Genomic DNA, 11,471 nt, shown 5'->3' with positions numbered 1-11,471 from the left:
TTTATCCTTCTCCTTCCACCGCCAGGTCGGCCTCCTGCTCAGCCGTCCATTGGTTCCTTGCAAGGTCAGGGGCCACCCTGCCCACCGATCCCGCTCCCATCACGAGTATCACGTCATTGTCCTGCACCACGCTATGAATGGCGGAAGGCAGCTCGTCCACGGTCTCGATAAAAATCGGTTCCACCTTGCCTAGGACCCTCAACGCGCGCGCGAGCGACTTGCTATCCGCCGCTATGAGCGCGGCTTCGCCCGCAGGATAGACTTCTGTCAACAGCAGCACATCGACGGTCGATAACACTTTAACGAAATCCTCGAACAGATCGCGCGTGCGCGTATAGCGGTGCGGCTGAAACGCCAGCACCAGCCTGCGGCCAGGAAATGCGCCGCGCGCAGCCGCGATGGTGGCTGCCATCTCGACGGGATGATGACCATAGTCGTCGACAAGCGTAAAGCTGCCGGCCCCCGCGTTTCCGTTGCCGGTCAGTTTGATTTCGCCATAACGTTGAAAACGCCGGTCTACGCCCCTGAAGCCGGCCAATGCCCCGATTATGGCAGCGTCCGGCAAACCCACTTCATTGCATACCGCGATTGCTGCAAGCGCATTCTGCACGTTATGCAATCCTGGGAGGTTAAGCATGCATTTGAGCTTGCGCGTCTTGCCGTTTGTTCCTACGAGCGCGGTAAAATGCATCCGACCTTCACTATGGCGGATATCGGAAGCACGAACTTGTGCGTTATCCGATAAGCCGTAAGTTGTAATGGGCTTGGTAATGGCAGCCATGATTTCGCGCACGCTTGCGTCATCCACGCACAATACCGCCATACCGTAAAAAGGCAGGTGTTCGATAAATTCCACGAATGCCTGCTTGAGCTTGTTGAAATCGTGACCGTAAGTCTCCATGTGATCGACATCTATATTGGTCACCACCGCCAGCACAGGCTGCAAATAAAGAAAGGAGGCATCGGATTCGTCGGCCTCGACCACGATGAATTCACCACGGCCCAGCTTCGCGTGGGACCCTGCCGCTTCCAGCCTGCCGCCGATAACGAATGTCGGGTCCATGCCCGCTTCGGCAAAAATGCTGGCAATCAGGCTGGTGGTAGTGGTCTTGCCATGGGTGCCCGCAATCGCGATCCCCTGGCGTAATCTCAGCAATTCCGCCAGCATGATGGCACGAGGAACCACCGGTACATTACTTTCTCGCGCTGCCAGAACTTCCGGGTTGTCCGCCATTATTGCCGTCGAAGTCACCACCGCATCAGCGGATGCCACATGACTTCTCGCATGGCCGACATGAACGACGGCACCCAGTTTTCTCAGGCGCCGAGTGGTTGCGCTGGCGGACAAATCCGAGCCGCTCACCTGATACCCCAGATTAAGCAACACTTCAGCGATTCCGCTCATACCCGAACCGCCGATGCCCACAAAATGGACATGCTTGACCTTATGCCTCATGATGGAAATACAGTAGTTTTATTCATTTCCTGACGCTTTCATTTTTGTGCTTTTATCATTCCCATGCATGCTTCCGCCACTAATCTGGTCGCATCCGGGTTTGCCAGTTCACGGGCTTTCATGGCCATTTCCATGAGTTTTTCGCGGCTGAATCCCATCAATAATTCGGCCAGGCCTTGCGGCGTCAAATCATCTTGCGGCACCAATACCGCCGCATTCCTGTCACTCAGAAATTTCGCATTGCATGTCTGATGATCGTCCACCGCGTAAGGAAATGGCACCAGAATGCTTGCAACACCCGCCGCACTCAATTCAGCGATAGTAAGCGCCCCGGCACGACAGATCACCAGGTCGCTATCGGCGTAGCGGACCGACATGTCGTCAATGAATGTGACCAACTCACCCTCCACCTCCGCCTCGGCATAGTTTTTTTTTAGCCCGTCCAGATGCCTTGCGCCTGCCTGGTGCGTTACCAGCGGGCGCAACTTCTCGGGAATCCGCTTCAACGCCTGTGGCACGACACTATTCAGCGCTTGCGCACCCAGGCTGCCGCCAACCACCAGTAACTTCATTGGCCCGTCGCGCATGGCGTATCTTTTTTCCGGCGCTTCCAGCCCGCTAATTTCTTTACGAACAGGATTACCGAAAAATGCTACTTTTTTGCTTTTTTTGATCGCATCCGGAAAACCCAGCAGCACTCTGTCAGCAAGTTTCGCCAATATCCTGTTAGCGAGGCCGGGAATGGAATTCTGTTCGTGTATCAGCAGTGGCTTATCCAGCAACGAGGCCATCATGCCGCCGGGAAAGGCCGGATAGCCGCCCATACCCAGCACTACGTCCGGGCGCACCCGAAGTATCACTTTGGCGCTTTGCCAAAATGCGATCAACAGGCGCAGCGGTAACGTCAGCCAGGTTCGGACGCTCTTCCCGCGAAGGCCCGAAAAACGGATAGTTTCCAGGTGATACCCTTGCCGCGGCGCCAGCGTGGTTTCCATTCCACCTTCGGTTCCCAGCCACACCACACGCCATCCCGCGGTCTTCATATGCTCCGCGACCGCCAACCCTGGAAATACATGTCCGCCCGTTCCGCCGGCCATAATAAGAATGGTATGGATCAAGTCAGCTCCCGTTATCAGGAACCGCTCCATAAGCCCATGCTGGCCTCATGCAACAATTCTTCAGGTTTGCGATTCGGGTTTTCGTCCGCTTTCATACTGTATAACCCTTCATCAACTGCCGATTTTCCCAGTCCACCCGCAGCAGGACCGCCAGCGTAATGCAACTGACGACAACACTGCTGCCGCCAAAACTCATCAGCGGCAGCGTTAATCCCTTGGTCGGCAGCACACCCATGTTCACACCCATGTTGATGAATGCCTGCACGCCCAGCCATACGCCAATACCTTGGGCCACCAGGGCCGGAAAGTGCCGCTCTCTCATCGCTGCCTGGCGGCCGATAATGAAGGCGCGTATTATCAGCCACGCAAACAGCGCCACTACCGTCACGACCCCGATAAAACCAAGTTCCTCCGCGATCACCGCAAGCAAAAAATCGGTATGCGCTTCAGGCAGATAAAAAAGCTTCTCGACGCTGCCACCCAGGCCGACACCCAGCCATTCACCCCGCCCGAACGCAATCAGGGCATGGCTCAACTGATATCCTTTTCCGTAGGGATCGTCCCATGGGTCCATGAATCCAAAGAAACGCTGCATGCGATAAGGCTCGATCCAGATGAGCGCCAACAGGGCGACTATCAAAAAACCAATCAACCCGGTGAACAGCTTCAGGTTTATTCCTCCCAGGAACAATATCGCCATCATGATGGCGGTAATAACGACGAATGCGCCGAAATCAGGCTCGAGCAGCAGCAGCGTACCTATAACGAGCGTCACGATCAGCATGGGCAGAAAACCTTTACGAAAACTCCCGAGGTAAACCGCCTTGCGAACGGTATAGTTGGCGACATAAAACACCATGAACAGCTTCATGAACTCCGACGGTTGAAAATTCACGACCGCCAGCGATATCCACCGTCGGCTGCCATTGACTTCGTGGCCTATGCCGGGAATCAGCACCAGCAGCAGCAGCACTGCTCCGAGCAGAAACAGGTGGAAGGAATATTTCTGCCACATCTGCATCGGCACCTGAAATGCGATTAAACCCGCCAGCAAACCCACCACCAGATAAATACCATGCCGAACAAGGAAATATGCAGGGTAGCCATCGGTGCCCCGCCCTGCCTCGGCGATCGAGATGGAAGCGGAATACACCATTACCAGCCCCAGGCCCAGCAATAATATGCCCGACCAGATCAAGGACTGATCAAAGTGGGGTAGTGCTTCCTGGTTCCCGATATGGCTCCGATAGATCATCAGCGAGTGACGTGATTATTCATGACTGGAGTCCTGGCCTGCACTCGTCTCACCGCCGCAATGAACGCCTCGGCGCGATGCGCGTAATTCTTGAACATATCGAAGCTGGCACATGCGGGCGACATCAATACCGCATCGCCTTCCTGCGCCAGCCAAAAACTTTTTTGTACCGCCTCTTCCATTGTCGATGCATGATGCAACGGCACGCCGCAATGATTTATGGCGCTCGCGATTTTGCCTGCATCCCGTCCGATCAGCACCACAGCCCGCGCATGTTCCGTTATCGGCCTTGCCAAAAGTGTGAAATCCTGTCCTTTGCCAACGCCACCGGCTATCAAAACGACGCTTTGCGTCATGCCGGTCAGCGCTGCGGCTGTCGCGCCGACATTGGTACCCTTCGAGTCATCGTAGAAAGTGATACCACCATGGGTTCCAACGTTCTCCATTCGATGCGGCAAGCCCCGAAATTCACGCAAGGCCTGCAGTAATGGCTCAAACGGCAACGCAACGGCACGGCACAGCGCTAGCGCAGCCAGCGCATTCGCCGCATTGTGCAAACCATGAACGCCAAGATCACTGGTTTTCATCAAGCGCGTGGCTCCCTGCACCAGCCATGAATTGCCGTCTTCACGCAGCAGGCCGAAATCGCTGTGGCCGACGGGTAAATCCAAGCCGAAAGTTATATTCTTGCGGCCCCTCAGCGCCATTTCACGCACCATGGAATCGTCACGATTCAATATTTGCATCCCTGCATCGTCGCCTTGGTCAACGGCAGCATCCCGAAATATTCTCGCCTTCGCCGCGGCGTATTCCCGCATTCCATCGTAACGATCAAGATGGTCTTCACTTAAATTCAGCACAGTGGCCGCATCAGGGCCGAGATTTTGCATGGTTTCCAACTGAAAACTGGAAACCTCCAATATCCAGGCTCGAGGCAGTCGTCCTGAATCTACCCGCCGCATCAGTGCATCAAGCACAGCGGGGCCGATGTTTCCCGCCACCTCGACATCCCACCCGGCTTTTTTCACCATTGCCCCCACCATGGCCGTTACCGTTGTCTTGCCGTTGGAGCCGGTAATAGCCACTATTGTTGGCCTTGAAGCACTTAGCGACCTGATTGCCAACGCAAAAAGTTCCATGTCCCCCATCACCGGCACGCCGTTCTTCATTGCCTGCTGCACAAGCTTTTCAGTCAGAGATACGCCGGGGCTGATAGCGATCAGGTCGATATCGGCAAACGCCTCGGCTGTAAATGCCCCGGTAAACATAAGGGCATGAGGCAGAGCCTGTTTTAAATCTTCCGTACAAGGGGGAACTGTGCGGCTGTCAGCCACGCGAACGATTGCTCCCATGCGAGACAGCCACTTGGCCATGGAGAGTCCGGTCTCGCCCATCCCAAGCACCAGTACGGTTTTATTTCTCAAATTCATCAATTTATGGGTCATCTCAACTTCAGCGTGGACAAGCCAAACAACACCAGCATCATGGTGATAATCCAGAACCGAACCACTACCTGATTTTCTTTCCAGCCCTTCAATTCGTAGTGATGATGCAGCGGCGCCATACGAAAAATACGTTTCCCGACCAGCTTGAACGAGGCCACCTGCAGCATGACTGACAAGGTTTCCACCACAAATACGCCGCCCATAATGACCAGCACGATCTCCTGGCGTACTATCACGGTCACGATTCCGAGTGCGGCGCCAAGGGCAAGCGCGCCGACGTCCCCCATGAATACTTCTGCCGGGTAGGCGTTGAACCAGAGAAAGGCGAGCCCGGCACCCGCCAGCGCACCACAGAAGACAGCCAGCTCGCCCGCATGGGGGATATGAGGAATACCCAGATATTTCGCAAATACCGCGTGCCCCGCCACATAGGCAAAAATCGCCAGGGCGCTGCTGATCATGACGGTAGGCATAATGGCGAGGCCGTCAAGACCGTCGGTCAAGTTCACCGCGTTGCTGGTACCCACTATGACGAAATAGGCAAGCGCGACAAAGCCGGTAACACCAAGCGGTATCGCCACTTGCTTGAAGAATGGGACGATCATGGTTGTCTGTGCAGGCAACTCGGCCGTTAACGCGAGATACAACGCCACCAGAATCGCTATTGCCGATTGCCAGAAGAGCTTGGCTTTGGCGGAGAGTCCCTTTGGATTGCGATATACCACCTTGCGATAATCATCTATCCAGCCGATGATGCCGAAACCCAGCGTGGTGATGAGCACCACCCATACGTAACGATTGCTCAGATCCGCCCACAGTAACGTTGAAAAGGCAATCGATACCAATATCAGAGCGCCACCCATCGTGGGCGTGCCCGCTTTGACAAGATGGGTCTGGGGCCCGTCGCTGCGCACCGATTGCCCGATTTTGTAAGCAGTCAGCTTACGTATCATGGCGGGGCCTACGATGAATGAGATCGCAAGAGAGGTAAGCGCCGCGAGAACCGTGCGCAATGTGATGTACTGGAATACGTTGAATGCACGGATGTCCTTCGCCAGCCATTGAGCGAGTTCTAGCAGCATCGCGCCCACCACAACAGAATATTGTTCGAGACTCGTGGAAAGACCAATTGGCCCAGCCTGCTCATGATTTCAAGATAACCAAAATTTATGGCGCACACGTCAGGAGTCATAACTCGATACTCTTGACCACACGCTCCATTTGCATGAAGCGCGACCCCTTTATCAGTAGCGTAACGCCAGGCTTCAGCAGACTCTCTACCTCGGCCAGTAATTCCTCGATATCCGTAAAATGCCGGCCGCCCGAACCAAATTTTTTTGCGGCATGAACGCTCAACTCGCCCAGAGCCAATAATTTATCAATCCCGGCCATTTTTGCCTCTGTACCAATGCGTTCATGGAAATCCCTCGCGCTACCGCCGAGTTCACCCATATCACCCAAAACCAGGATCTTTGTCCCGACAGCTTTTGCCAGCACCGCCAAAGCGGCCCGTACCGAATCGGGGTTGGCATTATAGCTATCGTCTATCAATGTTGCCTCGCACCGGCCGTGTTTTTTCTGCATGCGTCCCTTCACGCCGTGGAATGCGCTTAGTCCCGACGCTATTGCTTCCGCGTCAATACCCAGGGCTACCGCAACCGCTGCCGCTGCAAGCGCGTTTCGCACGTTATGCTCGCCTGGGACTTGTAATTGCACCTCTTTAACCCCGTCAGGCAGGACCAACGCCACGCTGCTGCCGAAAAGATCAGGGCGATAGCGCGCGCCCACTTTTGGCCTGTCCGCAAGGCCGAAATCGATGACTCTTCTATTGCCGGCGAGTTTGCGCCAGAGCCGAGCGTTCGGATCATCAGTGTTGATGACAGCTATTCCGTCCTGATCGAGCCCCTCGAAAATTTCGCCTTTTGCCCGTGCCACTGCTTCCACCGAACCCAGTCCCTCGACATGCGCCGCCCCTGCATTGGTGATCAGCGCGACGGTGGGCTTTACCAGACCAGTCAAATATGAGATCTCGCCGGAATGATTCATTCCCATCTCAATCACCGCATAGCCATGCCGTTCGCGCATCCGCAAGAGCATCAGGGGCACGCCGATATCATTGTTAAGATTGCCCTCCGTCGCCAGTACCGTATCCGGGTCATTCATCTGCCCGTCCGGCCCGGCCACCCGTCGTAAAATCGATGCAATCATTTCCTTTACCGTGGTCTTGCCATTGCTCCCGGTCACCGCAACCATCGGTATCCTGAAACGCCCGCGCCAGTGTGCTGCGAGCCGCCCTAATGCCAGTCGGGTATTCTCCACACGTATCAGAGGAATTCCAAGTTCCCCGACTCCAGGTTCAGCCTCTTGGCAGATCATTGCCGCCGCTGCGCCTTCGTCCCTCACCACGGCAATAAAATCATGGCCATTAAAATTTGGCCCTACCAGCGCTACGAACAAATCGCCGCGCCCTACTGTACGGCTATCGGTGCTGACTCCGGTAAAGCAAGCGTCTCCGCCAGACTGCTTACCGTTCAAAGCGCTGGCTGCGTCATGCACGGTCATCATGCTTGTACCCGTGCCCTTTCCATCAGTGCCCGCCTGGCAATCTCAACATCGCTGAATGGAAATTTTTGCCCATCTATTTCCTGATAGGCTTCATGTCCCTTCCCCGCGATTAATATGACGTCACCCTTTTTCGCGTAATGAATCGCCCGGAAAATAGCCTTTGCCCTATCCTTTTCAATGTGATGGTTGATGCCTGCCCCCGCCACAATCTCGCTGATGATGACGTTGGGGTCTTCCTGCCGTGGATTGTCATTTGTGATGATGACCTCGTCAGCCAGTTGTGTCGTCACTTCGCCCAGTAGAGGCCGCTTGCCACGGTCGCGTTCGCCACCACAGCCAAACACGCAGATCAATTTTAGGTTTCGGGCATGTGCTCCATTACTCGATGCAGAACCGGAATGAAGAATTTCACGCAGCGCGGTCAATACTTTTTCCATAGCGTCAGGCGTATGGGCGTAATCCACGACGACAAGAGGCTGATCGCCTCCGCCTATTTGCTGCATTCTCCCCGCGACAGGGCGGATTTCCCGCAAAGCTCGCGCTGCGTCGGCCAAGCTGATGCCGCTGGCCAGCAGGCTAGCGAGCACTCCCAATAAATTTGAAGCATTGAAGCGTCCTGACACTTCAGTTTCAAGTTCCAGATGTTCGGCTTCAAATTCAATATCAAACGCCAAGCCTCGAGGGCTTGCCTTGAGATTGTATCCTCGCAATATCCTGAATTTCGTCGTGTCCCGAGTTCGGGTTGCTGCTTCCGTGAACCCATATCCTATTATTTGCGTGTCCGTTTCCAGAAGGTGATTTGACAAGTCAGCACTAAACGCATCATCAAGATTCAGTACGGCATACCTGAGCCCGGGCCAGCGAAATAACCGCGCCTTGGCGGCAGCATATGCTTCCATGCTGCCGTGGTAATCGAGATGGTCGCGCGAGAGATTCGTAAACAAGGCGACTGAGAATGTCGAGCCGTTGATGCGCTCCTGCATAATCCCGTGCGATGACACCTCCATTGCCAGGCAACAGGCGCCACGCTGTAATAGATCCGCCATGTTCTGCTGCAAAAACACCGCATCCGGCGTGGTGTTGGCGGTAAGCTCCAGTGCGTCACAAAAACCGGTTCCCAAGGTGCCGATAACCGCGGTTTTCTTGCCCAGCGCAGTCAGCGCCTGAGCAATCCAATGGCTGCAGGAGGTCTTGCCATTCGTTCCTGTGATACCGATGAGCCACAATTTTTGCGACGGGTGATCATATACATGGTCGGCAATAATGCCCACCTTGGTTCGCAGCCCTGGGATCGGCAAATTTGGCGCTTTCCATACAGAATCCCATACAAAGCCTTCAGGTTCCCACAATACCGCATTGGCTCCTGCGGCGATGGCCTGGCGAATGAAGTTTCTGCCGTCGCTCCTTTCTCCGGCATAGGCCAGAAATGTATCGCCCTGTTTCACCGTGCGGCTATCGGTGGCAAGACTGCTGATTTTGACGCTCAACTCCTTAAAAATACGAAAATCAAAATGCACCGGTGATCTTTCCGAAAACTTGCGGCCTCTAACGTCAAGACTTGAACTCATACATCACCATTCAATCCTGGCGCTGCGGTGAGAGACATTACCTTATCCTTATCCACAGGTGCATCATGCGGTACATTCAGCATACGCAGCGTGCCATCCATAAGCCGGCTAAACACGGGTGCCGCTACTACGCCGCCAAAATATTGGCCAGCGGAAGGCTCATCCAGCATTACCGCGATAACGAATCGGGGACTGGAAGCCGGCGCATAACCCACGAATGTCGATAGGTAACGGTTTTTTGCATAACCGTTACCTTCCAGCTTATGTGCGGTACCCGTTTTCCCAGCTACCCTGTAACCGCTCACCTGAGCTTGCGGCGCGGTCCCTCCTGGTTGCGCTACCATTTCCAGCATGCGGCTCACAGCCAAGGCAGTGTCGCGCGATATGACGCGTTTGCCCGGCGAGGGTGACTCCAGCCTCAATAGCGAAATCGGCTTCAATTCTCCTTCCGCGGAGAACAGCGTATAAGCGCGTGCCAATTGCAGCAGGCTCACCGCGATGCCGTGGCCGTATGACATAGTTGCCTGTTCGATGGGGCGCCATGTACGGTAGGGGCGTAGCTTACCGCCGGCTTCCCCGGGAAACCCAGAGCCGGTTGACGTACCAAACCCCGCATCGTTCAACATTCCCCACAACGTTTGTGGCGGCAGCGACAGGGCAATCTTTGCGGAACCGACATTACTGGACTTCTGGATCACTTGCGTGACCGTCAACGCGTCTTCCTTATGCGAGTCTCGTATTGTCGCCTTACCTATGGAAAATGTACCGGGCGCTGTTTCAAAAATGGTGTCGGGCTTGATTCCGCCTGCCTCCAGCGCTGCCGCTATGGTGAACGGCTTCAGCGTCGAGCCCGGCTCGAATACGTCAGTAAAGGCTCTATTACGAGCGCGCCAGCCGTTCATGCTTGTCCGGTTGTTAGGGTTATACGCCGGCAGGTTGACCAGCGCCAGCACCTCGCCCGTCTGCGCATCCAATACTACGACTCCCCCTGCCTTGGCCTTATGCGTTTCCATCGCCTGCTTCAATTCACGGTAAGCGAGATATTGGATTTTACTGTCTATCGACAGGGCAACATCCTGTCCTGACCTGGGCGCCCGGATACTTTTCACATCCTCGACGACTCGTCCTTTGCGATCCTTGATTACGCGGCGGCTTCCAGGTTTGCCCGCAAGCTCTTCCTGCCATGCCAGCTCCAAGCCCTCCTGCCCCTTGTCATCCACGTCAGTGAAACCGAGCACGTGCGCGGTCAACTCGCCCGTTGGGTAATATCGCCGGAACTCGCGTTTTAGAAATATGCCGGGCATGTCAAGCTCGACTATCCTGGCGGCGACCTCGGGTGACAAGTGCCGCTTCAAGTATACGAAGTCGCGCTGTGGCCCATCGATGCGGCGGCGAATTTCCTTGATATCCACGTCGATCAGGTTGGCCAGTTTTACCAGTTGTTCGGGTGTGGCGTGCATGTCCTGAGGACTCGACCATACCGATTCAACGGGTGTGCTGATTGCGAGCGGTTTGCCATGCCGGTCCGTAATCATGCCGCGGTGTGCGCTCATTTCAAGTACGCGGCCATAGCGTGACTCGCCTTTCTGTTGCAGGAATCCGTTGTTCATTCCCTGCAGATAAGCAGCGCGCCCCGCCAATGCCGCCAACCCAAGCAGCAGCAATGCCAGCAACAGGCGCGAGCGCCCCGCAGGCAGTACGAGATATATTGTGTGATCGAACTTCATGGTTCCGGTGCTTCCAAGAGATCGGCTCGACTTAAGCGAATCCCAAACGGAACAACCCGGATGCGAGATGCATCGGGCATACGCATGTGCAATTTCCCGGTAGCGATTTTTTCAACGCGCGTATGCATTGCCCAAGTGCTCTGCTCAAGCTGAAGCTGGTCCCATTCCACCGCTAGCTGTTGTGCCAATTCCTGCTCTTTTTCGAGTTCTACAAAAAGCTTGCGCGCTTTGTGCTGTGAGGTCACAACACTCAACGCGCAGGCGATGAGAATTAAGGTCAACAAAATATTTAGTCTGGCCACATCAGTCTCTCATTAACCGGGAACGGCGTTGTGGC

The 11,471-nt window shown here is 55.0% G+C and carries 9 protein-coding genes; all 9 read right to left on the bottom strand.

Translation table 11 applies throughout. The features are described from left to right. Position 1: 1 nt before the first annotated feature. Positions 2 to 1,456 carry a UDP-N-acetylmuramate--L-alanine ligase gene (gene murC, locus BUA28_RS09070; protein ID WP_072767799.1) on the bottom strand — a complete coding sequence of 485 codons (1,455 nt, stop codon included), beginning with the start codon at positions 1,454 to 1,456 and terminating at the stop codon, positions 2 to 4. 38 nt (positions 1,457 to 1,494) lie between these two features. Further along, on the bottom strand, positions 1,495 to 2,574 hold the full coding sequence (gene murG, locus BUA28_RS09065; protein WP_256598281.1) for an undecaprenyldiphospho-muramoylpentapeptide beta-N-acetylglucosaminyltransferase: 1,080 nt from the start codon (positions 2,572 to 2,574) through the stop codon (positions 1,495 to 1,497). A 91-nt stretch (positions 2,575 to 2,665) separates the two neighbouring features. After that, the gene (ftsW, locus tag BUA28_RS09060; protein ID WP_072767797.1) at positions 2,666 to 3,829 is read right to left on the bottom strand and encodes a putative lipid II flippase FtsW; all 1,164 of its coding nucleotides are present in this window, start codon (positions 3,827 to 3,829) and stop codon (positions 2,666 to 2,668) included. Then, positions 3,829 to 5,259 carry a UDP-N-acetylmuramoyl-L-alanine--D-glutamate ligase gene (murD, locus tag BUA28_RS09055; RefSeq protein WP_178297989.1) on the bottom strand — a complete coding sequence of 477 codons (1,431 nt, stop codon included), beginning with the start codon at positions 5,257 to 5,259 and terminating at the stop codon, positions 3,829 to 3,831. Before murD ends, ftsW begins: the two co-directional genes overlap by 1 nt. An 11-nt stretch (positions 5,260 to 5,270) precedes the next feature. Next, positions 5,271 to 6,356, bottom strand: a complete 1,086-nt coding sequence (gene mraY, locus BUA28_RS09050) for a phospho-N-acetylmuramoyl-pentapeptide-transferase (RefSeq protein ID WP_072767796.1) — start codon at positions 6,354 to 6,356, stop codon at positions 5,271 to 5,273. Positions 6,357 to 6,462: 106 nt separating this feature from the next. Next, positions 6,463 to 7,839 carry a UDP-N-acetylmuramoyl-tripeptide--D-alanyl-D-alanine ligase gene (gene murF / locus BUA28_RS09045; protein WP_072767795.1) on the bottom strand — a complete coding sequence of 459 codons (1,377 nt, stop codon included), beginning with the start codon at positions 7,837 to 7,839 and terminating at the stop codon, positions 6,463 to 6,465. Continuing rightward, positions 7,836 to 9,407 (bottom strand): UDP-N-acetylmuramoyl-L-alanyl-D-glutamate--2,6-diaminopimelate ligase, encoded by a 1,572-nt coding sequence (locus BUA28_RS09040; RefSeq protein WP_072767794.1) that lies wholly within the window; start codon positions 9,405 to 9,407, stop codon positions 7,836 to 7,838. Before BUA28_RS09040 ends, murF begins: the two co-directional genes overlap by 4 nt. After that, entirely contained in the window at positions 9,404 to 11,134 is a 1,731-nt protein-coding gene (locus tag BUA28_RS09035) for a peptidoglycan D,D-transpeptidase FtsI family protein (RefSeq protein WP_072767793.1), read from the bottom strand. Before BUA28_RS09035 ends, BUA28_RS09040 begins: the two co-directional genes overlap by 4 nt. Next, positions 11,131 to 11,436: a cell division protein FtsL gene (ftsL, locus tag BUA28_RS09030; protein WP_072767792.1), complete on the bottom strand. Its 306-nt coding sequence runs from the start codon at positions 11,434 to 11,436 to the stop codon at positions 11,131 to 11,133. Before ftsL ends, BUA28_RS09035 begins: the two co-directional genes overlap by 4 nt. Positions 11,437 to 11,471: the final 35 nt, after the last annotated feature.

Origin of the sequence: Nitrosospira sp. Nsp11, from assembly GCF_900142705.1 — a bacterium.
Lineage (GTDB): Bacteria > Pseudomonadota > Gammaproteobacteria > Burkholderiales > Nitrosomonadaceae > Nitrosospira.
The sequence above is the reverse complement of the archived record's forward strand: the minus strand, read 5'-3'. Positions and strand labels throughout refer to the sequence as shown.

Coding starts and splice junctions, on each gene's coding strand:
- mraY (WP_072767796.1), bottom strand. CDS start 6,356: ATGCTGCTAGAACTCGCTCAATGGCTGGCGAAGGACATCCGTGCATTC.
- BUA28_RS09035 (WP_072767793.1), bottom strand. CDS start 11,134: ATGAAGTTCGATCACACAATATATCTCGTACTGCCTGCGGGGCGCTCG.
- BUA28_RS09040 (WP_072767794.1), bottom strand. CDS start 9,407: ATGAGTTCAAGTCTTGACGTTAGAGGCCGCAAGTTTTCGGAAAGATCA.
- ftsW (WP_072767797.1), bottom strand. CDS start 3,829: ATGATCTATCGGAGCCATATCGGGAACCAGGAAGCACTACCCCACTTT.
- murC (WP_072767799.1), bottom strand. CDS start 1,456: ATGAGGCATAAGGTCAAGCATGTCCATTTTGTGGGCATCGGCGGTTCG.
- murF (WP_072767795.1), bottom strand. CDS start 7,839: ATGATGACCGTGCATGACGCAGCCAGCGCTTTGAACGGTAAGCAGTCT.
- murD (WP_178297989.1), bottom strand. CDS start 5,259: ATGAATTTGAGAAATAAAACCGTACTGGTGCTTGGGATGGGCGAGACC.